This window comes from Pseudomonas fluorescens group sp. PF-1, assembly GCF_054481335.1.
Genome location: NZ_JBTMNG010000001.1, coordinates 1,327,162 through 1,348,978 on the forward strand (window position 1 = coordinate 1,327,162; position 21,817 = coordinate 1,348,978).

20 protein-coding genes and 2 pseudogenes are annotated in these 21,817 nt (G+C 59.7%); 16 read left to right on the forward strand and 6 right to left on the reverse strand.

Translation table 11 applies throughout. From position 1 onward, the window contains the following. Positions 1-181 precede the first annotated feature (181 nt). The 6 genes from cysM (at position 182) to ACX3YD_RS06365 (ending at position 7,529) form a co-directional block, all read left to right on the forward strand. The gene (gene cysM, locus ACX3YD_RS06340) at positions 182-1,084 is read left to right on the forward strand and encodes a cysteine synthase CysM (RefSeq protein ID WP_047532238.1); all 903 of its coding nucleotides are present in this window, start codon (positions 182-184) and stop codon (positions 1,082-1,084) included. Continuing rightward, on the forward strand, positions 1,084-2,436 hold the full coding sequence (gene rlmD / locus ACX3YD_RS06345) for a 23S rRNA (uracil(1939)-C(5))-methyltransferase RlmD (RefSeq protein ID WP_458959491.1): 1,353 nt from the start codon (positions 1,084-1,086) through the stop codon (positions 2,434-2,436). Before cysM ends, rlmD begins: the two co-directional genes overlap by 1 nt. Positions 2,437-2,558: 122 nt before the next feature. Further along, positions 2,559-4,802, forward strand: coding sequence for a GTP diphosphokinase (relA, locus tag ACX3YD_RS06350; protein WP_103404913.1), 2,244 nt, complete (start codon positions 2,559-2,561; stop codon positions 4,800-4,802). A gap of 138 nt (positions 4,803-4,940) precedes the next feature. Next, on the forward strand, positions 4,941-5,774 hold the full coding sequence (gene mazG / locus ACX3YD_RS06355; RefSeq protein WP_047532232.1) for a nucleoside triphosphate pyrophosphohydrolase: 834 nt from the start codon (positions 4,941-4,943) through the stop codon (positions 5,772-5,774). 28 nt (positions 5,775-5,802) lie between these two features. Then, positions 5,803-6,345 carry a DUF2058 domain-containing protein gene (locus ACX3YD_RS06360; protein WP_007988773.1) on the forward strand — a complete coding sequence of 181 codons (543 nt, stop codon included), beginning with the start codon at positions 5,803-5,805 and terminating at the stop codon, positions 6,343-6,345. Between the two features lie 236 nt (positions 6,346-6,581). Continuing rightward, complete coding sequence (locus ACX3YD_RS06365; protein WP_458959492.1) at positions 6,582-7,529, forward strand: hypothetical protein; 948 nt, start codon at positions 6,582-6,584, stop codon at positions 7,527-7,529. Between the two features lie 62 nt (positions 7,530-7,591). Here ACX3YD_RS06365 and ACX3YD_RS06370 read toward each other — a convergent pair whose 3' ends face one another. The 6 genes and pseudogenes from ACX3YD_RS06370 to ACX3YD_RS06395 all read right to left on the reverse strand — a co-directional run. After that, positions 7,592-7,780: a hypothetical protein gene (locus ACX3YD_RS06370; protein WP_047532226.1), complete on the reverse strand. Its 189-nt coding sequence runs from the start codon at positions 7,778-7,780 to the stop codon at positions 7,592-7,594. A gap of 398 nt (positions 7,781-8,178) precedes the next feature. Then, positions 8,179-9,399 carry a beta-ketoacyl-ACP synthase I gene (gene fabB, locus ACX3YD_RS06375; protein WP_047532224.1) on the reverse strand — a complete coding sequence of 407 codons (1,221 nt, stop codon included), beginning with the start codon at positions 9,397-9,399 and terminating at the stop codon, positions 8,179-8,181. Between the two features lie 11 nt (positions 9,400-9,410). Continuing rightward, entirely contained in the window at positions 9,411-9,926 is a 516-nt protein-coding gene (gene fabA / locus ACX3YD_RS06380) for a 3-hydroxyacyl-[acyl-carrier-protein] dehydratase FabA (protein WP_047532222.1), read from the reverse strand. A gap of 247 nt (positions 9,927-10,173) precedes the next feature. Then, entirely contained in the window at positions 10,174-12,075 is a 1,902-nt protein-coding gene (locus ACX3YD_RS06385) for an ATP-binding protein (protein WP_103404916.1), read from the reverse strand. Beyond that, positions 12,072-13,004: an ABC transporter substrate-binding protein gene (locus ACX3YD_RS06390; protein ID WP_458959493.1), complete on the reverse strand. Its 933-nt coding sequence runs from the start codon at positions 13,002-13,004 to the stop codon at positions 12,072-12,074. Before ACX3YD_RS06390 ends, ACX3YD_RS06385 begins: the two co-directional genes overlap by 4 nt. Positions 13,005-13,046: 42 nt before the next feature. Continuing rightward, a pseudogene (locus ACX3YD_RS06395) lies at positions 13,047-13,261 on the reverse strand (TonB-dependent receptor); the annotation flags it as partial. 243 nt (positions 13,262-13,504) lie between these two features. Here ACX3YD_RS06395 and ACX3YD_RS06400 point away from each other — a divergent pair. The 10 genes and pseudogenes from ACX3YD_RS06400 to ACX3YD_RS06445 all read left to right on the forward strand — a co-directional run bounded on the left by ACX3YD_RS06400 (position 13,505) and on the right by ACX3YD_RS06445 (position 21,698). Then, positions 13,505-14,530, forward strand: a complete 1,026-nt coding sequence (locus tag ACX3YD_RS06400; protein WP_458959494.1) for an NAD(P)H-dependent glycerol-3-phosphate dehydrogenase — start codon at positions 13,505-13,507, stop codon at positions 14,528-14,530. A 30-nt stretch (positions 14,531-14,560) separates the two neighbouring features. Further along, on the forward strand, positions 14,561-14,908 hold the full coding sequence (locus ACX3YD_RS06405; protein WP_047532212.1) for a DUF4389 domain-containing protein: 348 nt from the start codon (positions 14,561-14,563) through the stop codon (positions 14,906-14,908). Beyond that, positions 14,905-15,360, forward strand: coding sequence for a phosphohistidine phosphatase SixA (sixA, locus tag ACX3YD_RS06410; RefSeq protein WP_047532211.1), 456 nt, complete (start codon positions 14,905-14,907; stop codon positions 15,358-15,360). The genes ACX3YD_RS06405 and sixA overlap by 4 nt, the downstream gene beginning before the upstream one ends. Positions 15,361-15,486: 126 nt before the next feature. Continuing rightward, the gene (locus ACX3YD_RS06415) at positions 15,487-17,154 is read left to right on the forward strand and encodes an AMP-binding protein (RefSeq protein ID WP_458959495.1); all 1,668 of its coding nucleotides are present in this window, start codon (positions 15,487-15,489) and stop codon (positions 17,152-17,154) included. Between the two features lie 32 nt (positions 17,155-17,186). Next, on the forward strand, positions 17,187-17,630 hold the full coding sequence (locus ACX3YD_RS06420; protein WP_103404920.1) for a hotdog fold thioesterase: 444 nt from the start codon (positions 17,187-17,189) through the stop codon (positions 17,628-17,630). Positions 17,631-17,855: 225 nt separating this feature from the next. Then, positions 17,856-18,662 (forward strand): alpha/beta fold hydrolase, encoded by an 807-nt coding sequence (locus ACX3YD_RS06425; protein WP_047532205.1) that lies wholly within the window; start codon positions 17,856-17,858, stop codon positions 18,660-18,662. Further along, positions 18,659-19,513, forward strand: a complete 855-nt coding sequence (locus ACX3YD_RS06430) for an alpha/beta hydrolase (protein ID WP_103404921.1) — start codon at positions 18,659-18,661, stop codon at positions 19,511-19,513. Before ACX3YD_RS06425 ends, ACX3YD_RS06430 begins: the two co-directional genes overlap by 4 nt. A gap of 50 nt (positions 19,514-19,563) precedes the next feature. Next, positions 19,564-19,716: pseudogene (locus tag ACX3YD_RS06435) on the forward strand (thioredoxin domain-containing protein); the annotation flags it as partial. A gap of 53 nt (positions 19,717-19,769) precedes the next feature. After that, entirely contained in the window at positions 19,770-20,576 is an 807-nt protein-coding gene (locus ACX3YD_RS06440) for a DUF4892 domain-containing protein (RefSeq protein WP_458959496.1), read from the forward strand. Between the two features lie 69 nt (positions 20,577-20,645). Beyond that, complete coding sequence (locus ACX3YD_RS06445; protein WP_103404923.1) at positions 20,646-21,698, forward strand: AI-2E family transporter; 1,053 nt, start codon at positions 20,646-20,648, stop codon at positions 21,696-21,698. Positions 21,699-21,817 lie beyond the last annotated feature (119 nt).

Genomic DNA, 21,817 nt, shown 5'->3' on the forward strand with positions numbered 1-21,817 from the left:
AGGGGTCGAGGGCGAATAATGGCTATTTAATGACATCCGCCCTGTGCCTGTTCCCGTCAAAACGCGGGAGTCAAAACCATCCTTATACCCATAAGCCATAAGCACCACACTTTGCGTGATATGGCCTGACCCGGTTTGCCGGTATGATAGGCGCCCCCGCAGTCTGGATTGCGAATACGCCATGACCTTGCAGTACCCAACCATCGCCGATTGCGTCGGCAACACTCCGCTGGTCCGTTTGCAGCGCTTGCCCGGCACTACCAGCAACACCCTTTTGCTCAAGCTCGAAGGGAACAACCCGGCGGGTTCGGTCAAGGACCGTCCGGCGCTGTCGATGATCACTCGCGCCGAGCTGCGCGGGCAGATCCACGCCGGCGATACGCTGATCGAGGCGACCTCGGGTAATACCGGAATCGCGCTGGCCATGGCCGCCGCGATCAAGGGTTACAAGATGATCCTGATCATGCCGGACAACTCCAGCGCCGAACGCAAGGCGGCCATGACCGCCTACGGTGCCGAACTGATTCTGGTCAGTCAGGAAGAAGGCATGGAAGGCGCCCGCGACCTTGCTCAGCGCATGGAGGCCGAAGGCCGTGGCAAGGTGCTGGATCAGTTCGCCAACGGCGACAACCCCGAGGCGCACTACACCACCACTGGCCCGGAAATCTGGCGTCAGACCCAGGGCACCATCACCCATTTCGTCAGCTCCATGGGCACCACTGGTACGATCATGGGCGTCTCGCGCTATTTGAAAGAGCAGAGCGAGAGCGTGCAGATCATCGGCTTGCAGCCAATGGAAGGCTCGGCGATCCCGGGCATCCGTCGCTGGCCCCAGGAGTATCTGCCGAAGATCTACCAGGCCGATCGTGTGGACCGTATCGTCGACATGGCCCAAAGCGAAGCCGAAGACGTGACCCGTCGCCTGGCCCGCGAAGAAGGCATTTTCTGCGGCGTATCCTCGGGCGGTGCCGTGGCGGCAATGCTGCGTCTGTCCAAAGAAGTTGAAAACGCGGTGATCGTCGCGATCATCTGCGACCGTGGCGACCGTTACCTGTCGACCGGCATATTCGACGCGCCCAACTGATGGCCAAGCACGAGAGAGGCCTGCGCTTCCAGCCCACCGGCGGCAGCAAGGCCCCGCAAGTCCCGACCGGCAAAAAGCAGCGCCTGACCATCGAGCGCCTGGCCAATGACGGTCGCGGTATCGCGTTTTTCGAAGGCCGCACCTGGTTCGTCATCGGCGCGTTGGCCGGTGAAGAAATCGAGGCGCGCGTGCTCGGTGCCCACGGCAAAGTGGTCGAGGCACGCACCGAACGGGTGTTCAAGGCCAGCGAGCTGCGCCGCCCGATGCCGTGCGCCCATGCAGGGCGTTGCGGTGGCTGCAGCGTGCAGCATTTGCCACACAACGAACAACTTGCCCTGAAACAGCGCATGCTCGCCGAGCAATTGTCTAAGGTCGCTGGCGTCGAACCCGAAGAATGGGCGCCTCCTTTGAGCGGTCCGGAATTCGCTTATCGTCGCCGTGCCCGAGTGGCTGTGCGCTGGGACATGAAGGCGAAAAAACTCGAAGTGGGTTTCCGCGCCGCCGGCAGCCAGGACATCGTCGCCATCGATCAATGCCCGGTGCTGGTACAACCCTTGCAGCCCATCATGACCGGCTTGCCGGAAATGCTGCGGCGTTTGAGCAAACCCCAGGCGCTTGGCCATGTGGAGTTGTTCAGCGGTTCATCGCTGGCCGTATTGCTGCGGCACATGGCGCCGTTGTCCGAAAGTGACATGACCATCCTCAAGGATTTCTGCGCGCTGCATGAAGCCCAGTTGTGGCTGCACGGTGACGGCGAGCCGCAACCGGTCGAGGCCGGCCAGTCGTTGGGCTATCGCCTGGAATCGTGGAATCTGGAGCTGGCCTATAGGCCCGGGGATTTCATTCAGGTCAACGCCGGAGTCAACGAAGCGATGGTTGCCCAGGCGCTGGAATGGTTGAAGCCGACAGCGGATGAACGGGTTCTCGACCTGTTCTGTGGCCTGGGCAACTTTGCCTTGCCGCTGGCGCAGTCCGTACGTGAAGTGGTGGCAGTGGAAGGTGTGCAGGTGATGGTCGAGCGGGCAGCCGCGAACGCCGTTAGCAACAATCTGCATAACGCGAAGTTTTTTCAGGCCGATTTATCCCAGCCTTTGACCGACGCCGAATGGGCCGCCGAAGGCTTTTGTGCGGTACTCTTGGACCCACCGCGTGACGGTGCTTTCGAGGTTGTGCGCAAGATCAAATCTCTGGGCGCCGAACGGTTGGTGTATGTGTCTTGCAACCCGGCAACTCTGGCGCGCGACACGGTCGAATTGATCAAGCAGGGCTACCGGTTAAAACGTGCCGGGATTCTCGATATGTTTCCTCAGACGGCGCATGTCGAGGCCATGGCGTTATTTGAAGCGAGCTAGGATGCTCGTCTGGTCCGACTGGCCCGCCTGTGCAGCCGCGCACCAGCCCCGCGTGGGCTCACGGGCAACGAAGGTCAGCGATTTTGACGCATTGAATCTGCGTCGTAGGGAAGGTAAGCAAGATGGTACAGGTGAGAGCACACCAGCCGATCAACACCGACGGCAGTATCAATCTCGAGGCTTGGCTCGATCATGCGGTCAGTGTCGATCTGGCACTGGATCGCGAAGCCTTGAAAGAAGCCTGCGAGTACGCTCGCGAGGCCGAACAACAAGCCAATGCGGCGAAGAACCTGTGGTCGGAAGGAAACTCGAGTTTCCGCACCGGCCTTGAGATCGCCGAGATTCTCGCCGACCTCAAACTCGATCAGGATTCGCTGGTCGCCGCGGTCTTGTACCGTGGCGTACGCGAAGGCCAGATCCAATTGCCAGCGGTCAGCCAGCGCTTCGGTCCGGTGGTGGCCAAACTTATTGACGGCGTGCAACGCATGGCGGCGATCAGCGACAGCCTGAGCCCACGTAAATCCATGGTGATGGGCGCTCAGGGCCAGGTGGAAAACCTGCGCAAAATGCTCGTGGCCATGGTCGATGACGTTCGCGTCGCGCTGATCAAACTGGCGGAACGTACCTGTGCGATTCGTGCGGTAAAAACCGCCGATGACGAGAAGCGCAACCGCGTGGCACGTGAAGTCTTCGACATCTACGCGCCGCTCGCCCACCGTCTGGGTATCGGTCATATCAAATGGGAACTGGAGGACTTGTCCTTCCGTTACCTCGAGCCCGATCAGTACAAGCAGATCGCCAAGCTGCTCCATGAGCGGCGCCTGGATCGCGAGCGCTTCATCAGCGATGTGATGAGCCAGTTGAAAAACGAATTGCAGGCCACCGGTGTCGAGGCCGACATCAGCGGTCGGGCCAAACACATCTATTCGATCTGGCGCAAAATGCAGCGCAAGGGTCTGGAATTCAGCCAGATCTACGATGTGCGCGCCGTTCGTGTGTTGGTCCCGGAAATGCGCGACTGTTACACCGCGCTGGGTATCGTCCACACCCTGTGGCGGCACATTCCGAAAGAGTTCGACGACTACATCGCCAACCCCAAGGAGAACGGGTACCGCTCGCTGCACACGGCGGTGATCGGCCCGGAAGGCAAGGTGCTGGAAGTACAGATCCGCACCCACGCCATGCACGAAGAAGCCGAACTGGGTGTTTGCGCGCACTGGCGTTACAAAGGCACCGACGTCAAATCCGGTTCCAACCACTACGAAGAGAAGATTTCCTGGCTGCGTCAGGTGCTCGAGTGGCATGAAGAACTGGGCGACATCGGCGGCCTGGCGGAGCAGTTGCGGGTCGATATCGAACCCGATCGGGTCTACATCTTCACCCCTGACGGTCACGCCATCGACTTGCCGAAGGGCGCGACGCCGCTGGACTTCGCCTACCGCGTGCACACCGAGATCGGTCACAACTGCCGTGGCGCCAAGATCAACGGGCGCATCGTGCCGCTCAACTACAGCCTGCAAACCGGTGAGCAGGTCGAGATCATCACGAGCAAGCACGGAACTCCGAGCCGGGACTGGCTGAACCCGAACCTGGGTTACGTCACCACGTCACGGGCGCGGGCGAAGATCGTTCACTGGTTCAAACTGCAGGCGCGCGACCAGAACGTCGCCGCCGGCAAGACCCTGCTGGAGCGTGAACTCAATCGCCTCGGCCTGCCGCAGGTGGACTTCGACAAGCTGGCCGACAAGGCCAACATGAAGACGGCCGAGGACATGTTCGCCGCGCTTGGCGCCGGCGATCTGCGCCTGGCGCAACTGGTCAACCTGGCGCAGCAACTGGTCGAGCCGGAGCGTGGCAACGAGCAGCTGGAACTGATTCCGCGCAAGGCCACCGGTTACAAGCCGGGCAAGCGCGGCGATATCCAGATCCAGGGCGTCGGCAACCTGATGACCCAGATGGCGGGTTGCTGCCAGCCGTTGCCGGGCGATGCGATTGTCGGTTACATCACCCAGGGCCGTGGCGTGAGCATTCACCGCCAGGACTGCGCCTCAGTGCTGCAACTGGCCGGGCGCGAGCCAGAGCGAATCATCCAGGTCAGCTGGGGGCCGGTGCCGGTGCTCACTTACCCGGTGGACATCGTCATTCGCGCTTACGACCGCTCCGGTCTGCTGCGTGACGTTTCGCAGGTGCTGCTCAACGAGCGCATCAACGTGCTGGCGGTCAACACACGCTCGAACAAAGAGGACAACACTGCACTGATGTCCCTGACCATCGAGATTCCGGGCCTGGATGCGCTGGGGCGGTTGCTGGGGCGGATTTCCCAGTTGCCGAACATTATTGAGACCCGGCGTAACCGTACGCCATAAAACGGGAGCGCTTTACTGTAGGAGCGAGCCTGCTCGCGATGGACATTAACGATGACGCGTGCTGTCTGGATGAACGCACCGTCCTCTGATCCATCGCGAGCAGGCTCGCTCCAACAGGGAGCGGACAGAGATTGAACGATGTATTCACTCGAAGACCTGCTGCACCTCATGAACCGCCTGCGCGACCCGCAGTACGGTTGCCCGTGGGACATCAAGCAAACCTACGCCACCATCGTTCCACATACCCTTGAGGAAGCCTACGAAGTCGCCGACGCCATCGAACGTGGTGACTTCGATCACTTGCAGGGTGAGTTGGGCGATCTGCTGTTCCAGGTGGTTTATTACAGCCAGCTGGCCCGGGAAGAAGGGCGCTTCGAATTCGCCGGTGTGGTCGACAGCATTACCCGCAAGCTGATTCGCCGGCATCCACACGTGTTCCCCACCGGTGATCTGTATGCGCCCCTGGATGTCCCGCGCCTGAATGAAGAGCAGGTCAAACAGCGCTGGGAGGCCATCAAGGCTGAAGAGCGTGCGGAAAAATCTTTGGCGCCCGAACAACTGTCCTTGCTCGACGATGTCCCGGCTGCACTGCCGGCATTGTCCCGCTCCGCCAAATTGCAGAAGCGAGCAGGGCAGGTCGGTTTCGACTGGCCGGATGCCTTGCCGGTGCTGGACAAAGTCCGTGAAGAGCTCGATGAAATCCTGGAGGCGATGGCTGACAATGACCCCGCAGCGATTGCCGATGAAGTCGGCGATCTGTTGTTTTCAGTGGTGAATCTGGCGCGCCATCTCAAGGTCGATCCGGAAACCGCACTGCGGAGCGCCAACGGCAAGTTCGAAAGACGTTTCCGTTTTATCGAACAGGCATTGCGCGACACCCATCGTCCCATGGAAGATTGCACCCTCGAAGAGTTGGACGCCCTGTGGGGTGAAGCCAAACGCCAGGAAAAGAATTTGCCCAACTGCGGTTGAGCCGTTGCCTAAGTGAGTAATAAGCACCATGAGCATTTCCCTTCGCGACCAGTTGCTCAAAGCAGGGCTGGTCAACCAGAAGCAAGCCAAGCAGGTCAGCAAGGACAAGCAGAAGCAGCAGCGCCTTGCCCACAAGGGCCAGATTGAGCTCGACGACTCCCAGCAACGCGCGGCACAGGAAGCCATGGCCGAGAAAGTCAAGCGCGACCAGGAGCTCAACCGTCAGCAGCAGGAAAAGGCTGAGGCCAAGGCCCGTGCCGCACAGGTCAAGCAATTGATCGAAGTCTCGCGCCTGCCGAAACTGACGACCGAGGATTACTACAACTTCGTCGACGACAAGAAGGTCAAGCGCATCTCCGTCAACACCCTGATGCGTAACAAACTCAGCAGCGGTTCGTTGGCCATCGTTCATCATGCCGGTGGATATGAAGTGATTCCGCGCGAAGCAGCGCTGAAGATCCAGGAGCGCGACCCACAACGCATCGTGCAGTTGAACGTGCAAACCGAAGAGGTCAGCGTTGAAGATGATCCGTACGCAGCGTACAAGATTCCTGATGATTTGATGTGGTAATCGATTCGTAGTTCTATTGGCTTTAAATGTTTGCTGGTAATTTGCGTCATTAATACATTGAGCCCGAAAGATTGTATCGATACGATCTTTCGGGTTTTCTTTTGCCCAAAAGTAACCTTCGTTAAATGGCGTTCGTCGACGGCTCTCGCTTTGAGAACGCGACGGCAGTTATAGGTGTGGGCGTGCTGTGTGGAAGGGAACAAATGGAATGAACTAAAATAAACAAGGATTTATCAATGCAAGTCAGTATTGCTTCATTACGCCAGCCAACTTTTAAGTCGCAGTTCTCCAAGGCGCGAAAGCCTGGGCAGGTCATAGACGATTATCTGACCAGTGAACTGGATGCCCGGATTGAATATCTACGACGCAAGATACGGATCGCCGCCAAGGCAGCCCGTGCAGATCATGCCGGCACCGACTGGCTTTTCTTTACGTTACCGGAGTTTTTCTGGAACGTGCCATGGCGCGAGGTTCGCAGCGAAGCAGAACTCCATCAGTTGAACTCGGCCTATCTGGACAAGATCCCTGAGTATGTCGTGTCTTTAATGAAAGATCTGCCGGCTGAGCAATACGGCAAGATGGTTTTTCTGGGGGGGAGTTGTGCGACCCTCATCAAGGTCGGTGAGGGGGAGTCTGGTTACTACGAGGTCATTAATTATTTGCTGGCGATGAGTAATAAAGAATATGAAGTTGACGTTCCTTTAATTTCGATGTGGCCAAAGCGTTATGTGTCAGGTATCGATTTCGGCAAAAATGTCGGATCCAGGGACGGTTACTGGCTCTTTAAACTCTTCGATGAAGTCGTCGTCAGGGTAAAAAATGTCAGTAGCGTGCGAGCCGAGCATAGTTATTTCGGCGGGTATGAAGGCAAGTTCATTAACAGTCTGGTACCGGGGTGCCCGTTCGGTATTAACCTGTGCCTGGATTACGCCGCGTTGAAAGGCGGGGAGCGCGAGAAAGAGATTGAACTGACAGGGGTGAAAATCGACTTTTTGATTGCCTGTGGCATGGATTTCGACTTCAACAAGCGTCACCCGTCCTCGGTCCAGTACTCGATCCGCAATGACGGCATGGGGGGCGGAGAGTGCGAAGTGGTGAAGCTTGAGGGTGGTCGGATCGTCAGTATTGTCCCTTCGGTAGTCATTGACGACTCCCTTCATCTGTCGGTGCTTCACATTGAATGAGTCGTGTCAGCTGGTTACAGCCTGCCCGGAAAGGGCAGGCTGCACGACGTTGGCGTCTGACTTCAACCGATTGCGAGCTCGCGTTTGCGCTCCAGCGATTCCAGTTCGGCTCTGTAGTTTTGTGCGTCGGTCTCGGAGTGGAACATCCCGACCAGCATGTCTTGTTGGTGTACATCCCACATCCGGATTCCGGCGGCTACGCCTTCGTGGGATTTATGTGAATCGTCGCGTTCAGTTACTTTGACAGTCATCTGCTAGCTCCAATCTCGGTTATCTGCAGCAAGGCGTGTGCAGGGCTTTGTTATATGTTTTGTTAGCTTGCTAAGTAAATGACAAAATTCGGTAACAGTCTTTTGCAAAATCAGACAAAGTCTCGCAGGCCTTGCAGTCTGCGACATTCAGCCGCAGCCCCTTGAGTTTCATGACAAAAGCTTCATGTTCGCCTTGAAGAAAAGCGCTGTTTAACGCTGACCAAAATCCTCTGGGGGACCGAGCTCGCGGGTGTTGAGGGCGTGTCAGTCGACATCATTGTTGCGTGGCTAAACCGCATCGCCAGCAAGCTCGCTCCTGCAGGTGTTTACGTTTTCCAGGCAAAAAAAACGCCCCGAACCAGTCGGGGCGTTTTCGTGTGCGTCGAAGCGACGGGGTATTACTTACCCTGCCAGCGCTTCAGTACCAGCGTGGCGTTGGTGCCACCGAAACCGAAGCTGTTGCTCATGACGGTGTTGACCGCGACATCTTCGCGAGTTTTGGTCAGGACTGGCAGGTCAGCCACTTCTGGGTCCAGCTCGTCGATGTTGGCGGAACCCGCCATGAAGTTGCCTTCCATCATCAGCATGCAGTAGATCGCTTCGTGAACGCCGGCGGCGCCCAGGGAGTGACCTGACAGGCTCTTGGTAGAGCTGATGGCCGGCGCCTTGTCACCAAAGACTGCGCGCACACCTTTCATTTCCGCGACGTCGCCGACCGGAGTCGAGGTGCCGTGGGTGTTCAGGTAGTCGATCGGAGCATCAACGGTGGACATCGCCATCTGCATGCAGCGGATGGCGCCTTCGCCGCTTGGGGCGACCATGTCGTAGCCGTCGGAGGTCGCGCCGTAGCCAACGATTTCCGCGTAGATCTTCGCGCCACGGGCCAGAGCGTGTTCCAGTTCCTCCACCACGACCATGCCGCCACCACCGGCGATCACGAAACCGTCACGGTCGGCGTCGTAGGCACGGGAGGCTTTTTCCGGGGTGTCGTTGCGCTTGCTGGACAGTGCGCCCATGGCGTCGAACAGGAACGACTGGCTCCAGTGTTCTTCTTCACCGCCGCCGGCGAACACGATGTCCTGCTTGCCCATCTGGATCTGTTCCATGGCGGTACCGATGCAGTGAGCACTGGTGGCGCAGGCGGAAGCGATGGAGTAGTTCAGGCCCTTGATCTTGAATGGCGTGGCCAGGCAAGCGGAAACGGTGCTGCTCATGGTCCGCGTTACGCGGTACGGGCCGACACGCTTGACGCCTTTCTCGCGCAGGATGTCCAGCGCTTCCATCTGGTTCAGCGTGGAGGCGCCACCGGAACCGGCGATCAGGCCGGTACGCGGGTTGGACACTTGCTCTTCGGTCAGGCCGGAGTCAGCGATGGCATCTTTCATGGCCAGGTAGGCGTAAGCCGCCGCGTGGCCGACGAAGCGATAGATCTTGCGATCGATCAGCTCTTCGAGGGGAAGGTCGATGGAGCCGGAAACCTGGCTACGCAGACCCATTTCAGCATATTCCGGGTTGAACCGGATGCCAGGGCGGCTTGCACGCAGGTTAGCGGAGACGGTCTCTTTGTCATTGCCCAGGCACGAAACAATGCCCAGACCAGTGATAACGACGCGGCGCATGCGGATAACCCTTAGAAGTTGTCAGTGGAGGTGAAAACGCCGACCCGGAGGCCTTCGGCGGTGTAGATCTCGCGACCGTCGACAGTGACCGAACCATCAGCGATGGCCAGGTTCAGCTTGCCCTTGAGCACGCGTTTGATATGGATGTTGTAGGTCACTTTCTTGGCGGTCGGCAGGACCTGACCGAAGAATTTCACTTCGCCCGAACCCAGGGCGCGACCGCGGCCCGGCAGGCCTTGCCAGCCGAGGAAAAAGCCGACCAGTTGCCACATGGCGTCAAGGCCCAGGCAGCCTGGCATCACCGGATCACCTTCGAAGTGGCAGGCGAAAAACCACAGGTCCGGAGTGATATCCAGCTCGGCGACCAATTCACCTTTGCCGTACTTGCCACCCTCTTCGCTGATCAGGGTGATGCGATCAACCATCAGCATGTTGGGGGCGGGCAGTTGCGCGTTACCTGGGCCGAACAGCTCACCGCGACTGCAGCGCAGCAGGTCTTCCCGGGTAAAGGCTTTTTGTTTGGTCATGCGAGCTCCTCAATAGTCCCATGCGGCAGGTGGGGCAAATCTTCCCGGCCGATCGAAGCGTTCATGCCTCGAGCCGGCAGCCTACTCATAGACTATTGCGTTGTGGTGAAAGTCACAGCACCAAGGACATGAATGTACACTTGTGCACTGAAATTTTTATTCAAGCCCCTTTTCGGGCTTGTTCGGGTGCCTAAGACTGCCGCACTTTCGCGTTTCACGCCAGTCGCAGATGCTTCAAAGGCCTGTACTACTGCACCCAGCGCTGCAGAATTTGCTGAAGATCAACACGTTTGAAGGGCTTGGCCAGGTAATCGTTCATCCCTGCCGATAAACAGGCTTCCCGGTCGCCCTGCAAGGCATTGGCGGTCAGGGCGATGATCGGCAGGTCGGAACAGCCGGGCAGTTGGCGGATCTGTCGGGTGGCTTCGTAGCCGTCGATGATCGGCAGTCGGCAGTCCATCAGGATCGCTTCGAAGATCAGGCTCTCGGCACTGCGAACAGCTTGCGCGCCATCGACGGCGACGCTGACGGTAAAGCCCAGGCTGCGCAACATGGCTTCGATGACGGTCTGATTGACCGGGTTGTCCTCGACCAGCAACACATTGCGTCCTTCACCATCGCCATTGCCACTCGGCGCGCGCGAAGACAGTACGGGCAGCGGCTGTTGATAGAGCGCCAGCGGGATTTCCAGGGTGAACACCGAGCCTCTACCTTCTTCGCTCTGGGCACGCAAGGTGCCGCCCATGCGTTCGGCGAGGGTGCGGGCTATTGGCAAGCCCAGGCCGGTGCCGCCGTAACGCCTTGATATAGAACTGTCTGCCTGCTGGAACGCATTGAACATCAATTCCAGGCTTTCGGGCGAAATGCCGATCCCGCTGTCGCGAACGGTGCAGGTGAACCACAACAATTGGTGATCCAGTGATTGCCACTGGGATTCGATGGTCACCCGGCCCTGCTCGGTGAACTTCAACGCGTTGCCGACCAGGTTGACCAGAATCTGCCGGATGCGCGTCGGGTCGCCCTGTACCTGCAACCCCCGCATGTCTTCGGGGATCTGCAGCTGCAGATCGAGCCCGCGCTGCGCGGCGCTGTGCTGGAACGACTGGGCGCACGCAGCGATCAGGTCCGCGAGGTTGAACGGAATATGTTCCAGCTCCAGTTCCGAGCGTTCTATACGTGAGAAATCCAGAATGTCGTTGATGACTTTCAACAGGTGTTCGGTGGATTCCGAGGCCAGTGCCGCGTATTCGACCTGCTCTTCAGTCATGTCAGTGGTTTCCAGCAACTGCAGCATGCCCAGCACGCCATTCATGGGCGTGCGCAGTTCGTGGCTCATCATCGCGAGGAAATCCGACTTGGCATTGTTGGCCTTTTCCGCTTCTTCGCGGGTCTGGATCAGTTGCGCCATTGCCTGTTGCTGTTTGCGGCTGGCCTGTTCGAGGCCGCTGGCGAGGTTGTTGATGTGTTGTGACAGGGCGCCCAGCTCGGTGTCATCGACGATGGGCAGGGGTGTTTTGAAGTCGCCGTTCTGAATCGCCTTGACCGCATCGCCGATGTCGCGGATCGGTTGCGACAGGCTCCCTGCCAGACGCCGGGCGATCAGGAAGGTAAACAACAGTGCGAACAGCGCCAGGATGCCGGCCTTGAGCAAGATTTCCTGCTGGCGTTGACTGAATGCATCACTGGACAGACCGACGATGACCCGGCCCAGATAGTCTTCGGAGGGAGCCGTAGCCGTGCTCTTGCCACTCTGGAAAAAATCATTGTGCAGCGGCACCTGTTGCAGCCGCACCGGTGCCTGGAACACATCGACCTGATGCGGGCGATTGTGGCTTTCCGACGGTTGTTCGACGTACGCCAGAATCCGGTTGGCGCTGTCCTGAATTTCCAGGAAGCGCACATGGGGCGTGGCCAGCGAGGCCTTGAGCAGGCTTTCGAGCACCTCGTTGTTGCCGGAAATCACTCCGTATTCGGTCGCCGGGGCCAGTTGGTTGGCGATCAACTGGCCGGTGTGGTTGAGCTCCTGGCGCAGGTCCTGGATCCGCACGAACGTGAAGAAGGTGATTAACAGCAATGTCAGCAGCAGGGCAGGGCCGAGGCTGATGAGCTGGGTTCGGGTATTGATGTCCCAGCGACGGCGGAAGCTCATGGGTGGCGTTCTCCTTCAGCCAACAGGGCTGCGACAGACGCTTCATTGATCTGTTCAATACCTAGCGAGCGAGCCACCTGTGCGTTGCTTGAAACTTTGAAGCGCGACGGGTAGTGCGAGCGTGGCCAACTGGCGGGTGGCTGGTCGAGCAGGTTGTCGAGGGTCGCCAGCCAATCGCTCTGATCACTGTAGGTGCTGGCCAGGCTCCCGGCCTTGACGAACCCGGCATTGGGGCCGATCAGCGCCAGTTGCCGGGCATAGCTGCTGAGTAACAGGTTTTTCGCGGTTTTCGGGTTGTACAGGTCGGGATCGTCGAGGCCCAGCAACACATCGCTGTTTTTCAGCAACGCTTGCAGCGGATGGCTGTCGTGGGTGTTGTCCCAGCGCTCGGTGACTACCTCGAGGCCCAGTGGCAGAGCCGCCTGGCGCAACTCTTTAAGCAGGAATTCACTGTGGTTGTCGTACAGCACGCCAATCCGTTTGACCTGAGGCAGGAGGATTCGGGCCAGGCGCAATTGGCGACCCGGCGGGGGGTCGCTCCAGAGCAGGCTGAGGCGGGGCGCCGGGGTGTCACCCAGTCGTTGCTGTGCTTGCAGTCGGCTGATGCGCAGCACCAGCGTCGGTGGGCCTTGGGTATCTTGCAGGCGCCAGTCGAGGCTCGGCAGGTCGAGCAGAATCAAGCGGATATCGCCGTGAAGCTCGCCCGGTGGCGGAAGCTCGGCCACTGGTTGAAAGCGTACGTTGTCGCCCGGTCGCACTTCGCGCAGGGCCTGGGTGAAGGATTGCACGCCGGGGCTGCCTTCAATACCGGTCAGCAGAATGTCTGCGGCCTGGACCATCGGGCTGTTCAGCCAGCCACTGACCACCAGGCACAGCAGGGCCAGCAGGTGGCCGAAGGTGGGCGGCTTGCGGGTCCGGGCAGGCAGCATTTAAAACGCCAGCTCCGCACTGAAGTACATCGCTCGACGCTCGTCGTCGTAGAACAGCTTCATATCCATGGCCAGGCTCCATTCGGCGAAAAAACCGTTATAGCCCAGTTCGCGGGAGCGCATGTGTTCTTGATCGAGGTTGCCGGCGCCGCGCGTCTGGACGAAATAGCGGGCGCTGGACCGGCCATAGGCTGCAGGTGGGTGACCCGGTAGCGCCGGTTGACGTGGTTTTTGAACAGGTCCGGCGAGCTGAAGGCCAGCGCCAATACCCGCGGTGAGCGAGGTGAAGGGGAACCCAGGGGCACAACACTTCCTTGTTAGCGAGTGATGGCGCGCATGTTAACCGAGCCGTACGACTTTTCTACTCACGATGTCAGCGTCTTCCACGGTTTTATCGGACTTTTTTGTACGTGCGCCGCTAAATGACGCGGGGGCTGGCCGCCACCGGGCCGCTCCGTATAATGCCGACATCGCCACTGGTATGGATTAACGGATTGCATATGACTGAACAGCGCCCGATTGCGGTCCTGGGAGGCGGAAGTTTTGGTACCGCCGTGGCTAATCTGCTGGCCGAAAACGGTCATCAGGTCTTGCAGTGGATGCGTGACCCCGAGCAGGCCGAGGCCATCCGGGTCAATCGTGAGAACCCGCGTTACCTCAAAGGCATCAAGATTCTGCCCGGCGTGACACCGGTCACCGATCTGCAAGCCACCCTGGACGCCTGCGACCTGTGTTTCGTCGCGCTGCCGTCCAGCGCGTTGCGCTCGGTGCTGGCCCCGCATGCCGAGCGTTTGTGCGGCAAGTTTCTGGTCAGCCTGACCAAAGGTATCGAAGCCCACACCTTCAAACTGATGAGTGAGATCCTCGAGGAAATCGCTCCGCAAGCACGCATCGGCGTGTTGTCCGGGCCGAACCTGGCCCGCGAAGTCGCCGAGCACGCACTGACCGCCACCGTGGTCGCCAGTGAAGACGAAGAGCTCTGCCAGCGGGTTCAGGCGGCGTTGCACGGGCGCACCTTTCGCGTATATGCCAGTGCCGATCGTTTCGGTGTGGAGCTGGGCGGAGCGTTGAAAAACGTCTACGCGATCATCGCCGGCATGGCGGTGGCGCTGGGCATGGGCGAAAACACCAAGAGCATGCTGATCACCCGGGCATTGGCGGAAATGACCCGCTTCGCGGTGAATCAGGGTGCCAACCCAATGACGTTCCTGGGCCTGGCGGGGGTCGGCGATTTGATCGTCACCTGTTCATCGCCGAAAAGCCGCAACTATCAGGTCGGTTTCGCCCTCGGCCAGGGTTTGAGCCTGGACGAGGCGGTCAATCGCCTGGGCGAGGTCGCTGAAGGCGTCAACACCCTGAAAGTGCTCAAGGCCAAGGCTCAGGAGGTTGGCGTGTATATGCCGCTGGTCGCCGGGCTGCATGCGATCCTGTTCGAAGGGCGCACGCTGGAGCAGGTGATTGAGCTGCTGATGCGCGCCGAGCCGAAGACGGACGTCGATTTCATTTCCACCAGTGGCTTCAACTAAGCCCTCTATGTAACAGGAACGGAGCGAGACATGAGCGATCAAAAAGTACAAGCCAAATACGAGTCCATCCTGTTGCGGGTGCTGTGGATGGTCGTCTTCGTACTGGTCTGGCAAGTGGCGCAGTTCATCCTTGGCGCGGTGGTGCTGGTGCAGTTGATCTATCGTTTGATTTACGGCGCCCCGAACGCAACCTTGATGAATTTCGGCGACAGTCTGAGCCAGTTCCTGGCGCAGATCGGTCGTTTCGGCAGTTTTCACAGCGATCAGAAACCCTGGCCGTTCGCCGACTGGCCAACACCGCGTACGCCGGAAGGTGAAGCGCCGCACGCCGTGCCGCCAGCCCCGCATCCGGCTCGAGATGAGGAACCCAAGCTATGAAACTCTGGGTATTGCGTCATGGTGAGGCTGAACCTCACGGTTCCAAATCCCATGATTCGGAGCGGGCACTGACCGCTCACGGCCGTGAAGAAGTCCTGCGCAGCGCTGCGTTGTTGATCGGCCAGCCGCTTACCGCTATCTATGCCAGCCCTTATCTGCGAGCGCAGGAAACCGCGCAGCTTGTACGCGACGCACTGGGTTTCGAGCCGGAGATCCGTACCGTCGAGTGGCTGACGCCGGAAACCGATCCGGACAAGGTCGCCGAACAACTGGTGTCGGTGAGCAATGTCCTGCTGGTCAGCCACAACCCGCTGGTGGGTCACTTGCTGAGCTACCTGCAACATGGCGCCGGGTATCCGCCGGAGAAGGTCGGCACTGCCGGACTGGCGGAAATCAGCGGCGATGAGCTGCTGATCGGGTCGATGAAGCTCGCGGGCATTAAGCATCCGTAATGGCGTTGCTTTGCTTTATAGGCGCAGGGCTTCGAAGCAGCATGAAAAATTTTGTATGAAATAGCTAACCAAGCACTTGCTTGGTTAGCTACGCTTGCTCCAGAACAAAAATAAGGAGCGAGTCTCATGTCTGCTGCTTTTCGTTTGCCGCTGGATGTCTTCTACGAACGTGAGGCCCGTCATCCCCGACAGCGCTTTTTGGTTCAACCCATCGGCGGCGGACAGGTCGAGACACTGACATGGGCCGACGTCGGCCATCAAGCCCGCTGCGCCGCCCATTGGTTGCGTGCGCGGGAATTGCCCCAGGGCAGTCACATCGCGCTTATTTCGAAAAACTGCGCCCACTGGATCATTGCCGACCTGGCCATCTGGATGGCCGGCCATGTTTCCGTGCCGCTGTACCCCAACCTCACCGCCGAGTCTGTGGCCCAGGTGCTCGATCATTCGGAAGCGGCACTGGCCTTTATCGGCAAGCTTGACGACTGGCCGGGCATGTCCCGTGGGGTCCGCGAAGATTTGCCGACGATCAGTCTGCCGTTGCATCCACCGGGCACCTTCGATTTCAGCTGGGCCGATCTGCAGCGCAGTTCGCCGATCCAGGACGACCCCAAACCTGCCGCCGATCAACTCGCGACCATCATTTACACCTCCGGCACCACCGGCATGCCCAAAGGCGTGATGCACAGTTTCGCCAACCTGGGATTTGCCACTACCCGAGGCACCCAATTATTCGGCCTCAATGAGTCGGACCGCTTGTTGTCCTACCTGCCGTTGTGCCATGTCGCTGAACGGATGTTCGTCGAACTGGCATCGATTTACACCGGCCAGACAGTGTTCTTTGCTGAAAGCCTCGACACCTTTCTCGACGACCTGCGTCGCGCACGGCCGACCGCGTTGTTCGGTGTGCCGCGAATCTGGACCAAATTCCAGATGGGCGTCTACAGCAAGATTCCGGCAAGACGCCTGGATTTTCTGCTCGGCCTGCCGATCGTCGGCAAACGAGTCGGGCACAAAGTCCTCGCCGGCCTGGGGCTGGATGCCTTGCGCGTGGCGCTCTCCGGCGCGGCGCCAGTGCCGCAGGCCTTGCTGTCGTGGTACCGCAAGCTCGGGCTGGATGTGCTCGAGGTCTATGGCATGACCGAGAGCTGCGGTTATTCGCACATTGGCCTGCCGGGTCAGGACAAGCCGGGCTGGATCGGCAAGCCCTGTCCGGAGGTCGAAGTGCGCATCGAAGATTCGGGCGAGGTCCTGGTCCGCAGCGGCGCGACCATGCTCGGCTATTTCAAGGAGCCGCAGAAAACCGCCGACACCATCACCGAGGATGGCTTCCTGCGCACCGGCGACAAGGGCGAGCAAGACGCCGAAGGCAACCTGCGCCTGACCGGGCGCCTGAAGGAAATCTTCAAGACCAGCAAAGGCAAATACGTGGCCCCGGCTCCCATCGAAAATCGTCTGGCGGTGCATTCGCGCATTGAGCAGGTGTGTGTAGTCGGCGATGGCCTGATTGCGCCACTGGGGTTGTGCGTACTGTCGGCGGTCGGGCAGCAGGATGCGGGCGGCGCGGCGCGCGCCGGCCTGCACTCAAGCCTGGAAAAACTTCTGGATGAGGTCAATGGCGCCCTCGACAAGCACGAACGCTTGCGGCGCCTGGTGGTGGTCAAGGATAGCTGGGCGGTGGAAAACGGCTTCCTTACGCCAACCTTGAAAATCAAGCGCAACGTGATCGAAGCAGCTTATGGCGCCCGTTTCGAGGAATGGAGCGAGCGTAGCGAGGCAGTGCTGTGGCAGGATTGAGTCACGAACAAAACCAACAAAGGAAGTCAGCGATGAGTTTGTGGCGCACCACTCCCAACATCGAGCAATTGAATGCCATCCAGAAAAACACCATTGGCGAAGTGCTGGATATCCGCTTTGAAGCCTTTGATGACGAGTCCCTGACGGCGAGCATGGTCATCGATCATCGCACCCATCAGCCTTACGGTCTTTTGCACGGCGGCGCTTCTGTGGTGCTGGCCGAGACGGTCGGCTCCATGGCCAGTTACCTGTGTATCGATACCAGCAAGTTTTACTGCGTGGGCCTGGAAATCAATGCCAACCATCTGCGTGGCCTGCGCAGCGGGCGGGTGACAGCGGTGGCCAAGGCGATTCACATCGGCCGCACGACCCATGTCTGGGACATTCGGCTGACCAGCGATGAGGGCAAGGCCAGTTGCGTGTCGCGGTTGACCATGGCAGTGGTGCCGCTGGGGCAAAATCCGCCGGCGCGTTGATCCAGGCATTGTGGCGAGGGAGCTTGCTCCCGTTGGGTCGCGAAGCGGCCCCAGTCACCTTCACTCGTGACATCTGCCCATGACGGCTGTTATGCAGCCGAACGCGAGCAAGCCAGGGCTTCATGGGTTTGACCGGACTGTCATCATTCCTGTCAGTTACGGTCATTGCTGCATGGCGCGGACTTACGGACAATCGAGCTCTGTTTTCGTTGATGGATCGTCGGTATGTCGCAGCAGATATTTTTCGCCCACGCCAACGGCTTTCCTTCGGGAACGTATGGCAAGTTGTTCGCGGCGCTGGCGCCCGAGTATCAGGTGACGCATCTGGAGCAGCACGCCCATGACCCGCGGTTCCCGGCGGATGACAATTGGTACAACCTGGTGGACGAATTGATCCATCATCTGGAGCAGCAGCCCGAACCGGTGTGGGGCGTCGGCCACTCCTTTGGCGGCGTACTGCATCAGCACGCGGCGTTGCGCTGCCCTCATCTCTATCGTGGCGTGGTGATGCTCGATTCGCCGGTGCTGACCCGTACCGACCAGTGGGTTATCCGGGCCGCCAAGCGCTTCGGTTTCATCGATCGCCTGACCCCGGCCGGTCGCACCCTGGGACGGCGTGAAGAGTTTGCCGATCTGGAAAGCGCCCGGCGCTATTTCGCCGGCAAGACCCTTTTTCGCGGCTTCGATCCGGACTGCTTCGACGCCTATCTGCAACATGGTTTGCACAAGGTGGGCGACAAGCTGCGCCTGCGCTTCGACCCGGCCACGGAAATCAGTATCTACCGTGGCGTTCCCCACACCAGCCCTGGCCGAACACGGCAATTGAAAGTGCCGCTGGCGGTGGTTCGCGGGCGCAGCAGTCGGGTTGTGATGCGTCATCACGCCAGCTCGGTCGGGCGCATGCCATTGGGCGAATCCTTGACCGTGCCCGGTGGCCACATGTTTCCTCTGGAACGTCCGCAAGACACCGCGATGCTGCTGAAAAACCTGTTCAGCCGCTGGGACCGGCGCCGCCAACAGGATTGCGCATGAACCATGTCGTCGAAGAAGTACGCCTGACCCTGCCGCACATCGAACTGGCGGCGCACCTGTTCGGCCCCGAGGACGGCTTGCCGGTCATCGCCCTGCACGGTTGGCTGGACAACGCCAACAGCTTCGCGCGCCTGGCGCCCAGGCTCAAAGGTTTGCGCATCATCGCGCTGGACATGGCCGGGCACGGTCATTCCGGGCATCGACCGGCGGGGGCCGGTTATGCAATGTGGGACTACGCCCACGATGTGCTGCAAGTCGCCGAACAGCTTGGACTTAACCGGTTTGCGCTGTTGGGGCATTCCATGGGCGCGATCGCTTCCTTGATCATCGCCGGAGCGCTGCCGGAGCGCGTGACTCATCTGGCGTTGATCGACGGTGTCATTCCCCCTACAGACAAAGGCGAAAATGCCGCCGAGCGCATGGGCATGGCCCTGCAAGCGCAACTGGATCTGCGAGACAAACGCAAACCGGTTTACGCCACCCTCGATCGGGCCATCGAGGCGCGAATGAAGGGATTGGTAGCGGTCAGTCGCGAAGCCGCCGAACTGCTGGCGCAACGAGGGCTCATGCCCGTGCCGGGAGGTTACACCTGGCGCACGGACAACCGCCTCACGCTGCCATCGCCGCTTCGTCTCACTACCGAGCAGGCCATGGCGTTCGTTCAGCGGGTCAGTTGTCCCGCCAAGCTGGTGGTTGCCGCCGATGGCATGCTCGCCAAACATCCTGAGCTGCTGGAGCGTCTACCCTTTAGCCGTGAACAGCTGCCAGGCGGCCACCATTTGCACCTGAATGACGCGTCCGGTGCCGATCTTGTCGCAGACTGTTTCAATCGGTTCTTCGCCGTTCCTTGACTTGCACCGGGCAACTGTCGAGGCTGGGCGGGTTGAAATGGGAGACAACCATGATAGATCTCTACACCGCTGCGACCCCGAATGGCCACAAGGTCTCTATCGTGCTCGAGAAACCCGACCTGCCCCGCACAGTGCAAGCGTCGAGTTTCAGCAAGGACAAGAAGGAACATAAGTCTGCACACTTTCTCAAGATCAACCCCGATGACGCCAGTGTCGTCAAGGGCGCCCAGGCCATGCTGATCCGATGAGCCTATCGATGCGTTCCCTCAACCTGCTGGCGCTTTGCTGTTTCAGTCCCCTGTTGTTTGCCGCCGATGTTCCAGGCAGTCAGGACCTGCCGATTCTGTCGCGCATGACCGATGCGCAGATCGTCGACTATCGCCCCGCAGCCGAACTCGAGCGGGTCTATCCGCTGGGTTCGATACGCAAGATCAGCGGTCAGTTGCGTTTTGACGGTCAGGTCAGCGCCCGTGGTAACGCCACGTCGGTGACCTACGAGTTGCCACCGGAACACTCGGCGACACAAGCCTTTACCGACGCCCGCGAAGCTTTGCAGAAGCAGGGCGCCCAGTTGCTGTTCTGGTGCCAGGCCCGTGATTGCGGCGAGAGCAGTCTGTGGGCCAACGAAGTGTTCGGCAACGCCAAACTCTATGGCTCCGATAACGAACAGGCGTATTTGCTGCTGCGACTGGCGGCTCCGAAGGACAATACCCTGGTGGCGCTTTACAGCATCACGCGGGGCAATCGCAAAGCCTATCTGCATGTCGAACAGTTTGACGCCACGGGTCCGCTGGGCGATTTGCTGCCGACATCCGCAACCTTGCTGCGCGAACTCAAAAGCACCGGCGAACTTGATTTCCCCAAACTGACAGACGTGCCTGACGAGGCCTGGCTGCGCTTGATCTCTCGTGGCCTGAATCTGGACACGACCCAGCGGATCAGTCTTTCCGGGCCAAAAGCCGAAGCCTGGCGTCAGGCATTGATCGAGCAGGGTGTACGGGCGGCGCGGATGGAAACCGGCAGCATCGAAGGCTCTGGCCTGCATATTGAGCTGCTGCGTTAAGCTTGATCGGGTGAACGCGTTCTGCGCGTTCGCCTACTCTTTTGCGAACTGACTTTTCTTGAGATTTCGATGATCAATAACGACCGGCTGTTGGTGCAGATCCTGCTCCTGGTGCTGTTTGGCGCAAGTTTCTGGGTAATGGCGCCGTTTTGGTCGGCGTTGTTCTGGGGCGCGGTGCTGGCATTTGCCAGTTGGCCACTGATGCGTTTGCTGACGCGCTGGCTTAACGGTCGCGAGTCCCTGGCGGCAGCCATGTTGACCGTCGGCTGGATGTTGCTGGTGGCGGTGCCGTTGGTGTGGCTGGGGTTCAACCTGGCGGACCACGTGCGTGATGCCGTGTCATTCTTCAAGGACGTGCAGGTCGATGGCTTGCCTGAAGCCCCCGCCTGGCTCGGCAGTGTGCCCTTGGTGGGCACGCGACTGGTCGGAATCTGGAACAGTATCGATCAACAGGGCGCGGCGATGATGGTGTCGCTCAAACCTTATTTCGGGCAGGTCGGAAACTGGCTGTTGGCGCGTAGCGCGCAGATCGGCAGCGGCATCCTCGAGCTGACCTTGAGCATTGTCTTCGTGTTCTTTTTCTATCGGGACGGGCCACGATTGGCGGCGTTTGTTCATGGCTTGCTGGAGCGCCTGATCGGCAAGCGGGCGGGGTATTACATCGAACTGGTGGCGGGCACGGTGCAACGGGTGGTGAACGGGGTGATCGGGACGGCTGCGGCCCAGGCGGTTCTGGCGCTGATCGGGTTCCTGATTGCCGGCGTACCCGGGGCCCTGGTACTCGGTATCGTGACCTTCCTGCTCAGCCTGATTCCCATGGGCCCGCCGCTGGTGTGGATTCCGGCCACGGCCTGGCTGGCCTGGAAAGGCGAGTACGGGATGGCGGTGTTCCTGGGCATCTGGGGTACATTCATCATCAGCGGCGTGGACAACGTGCTCAAGCCGTACCTGATCAGCCGAGGCGGCAATCTGCCGTTGGTGATTGTATTGCTGGGGGTGTTTGGCGGGTTGATTGCCTTCGGCTTCATCGGCCTGTTCATTGGCCCTACGCTGCTCGCGGTGGCGTACAGCTTGCTGACCGACTGGAGCAAAAGCCACTCCCGGGTCGAGGATCGTCGCTGATTCGAAAGGGATGGCGGGGGAGGAGAACACAGACTCGCGTTGGTCCATCGCACGGATGATGGGGGACAGACAAACCAACGCCAGGCTGTAAAGGCGGCTCGGGCTTCCTTGCCCGAGTC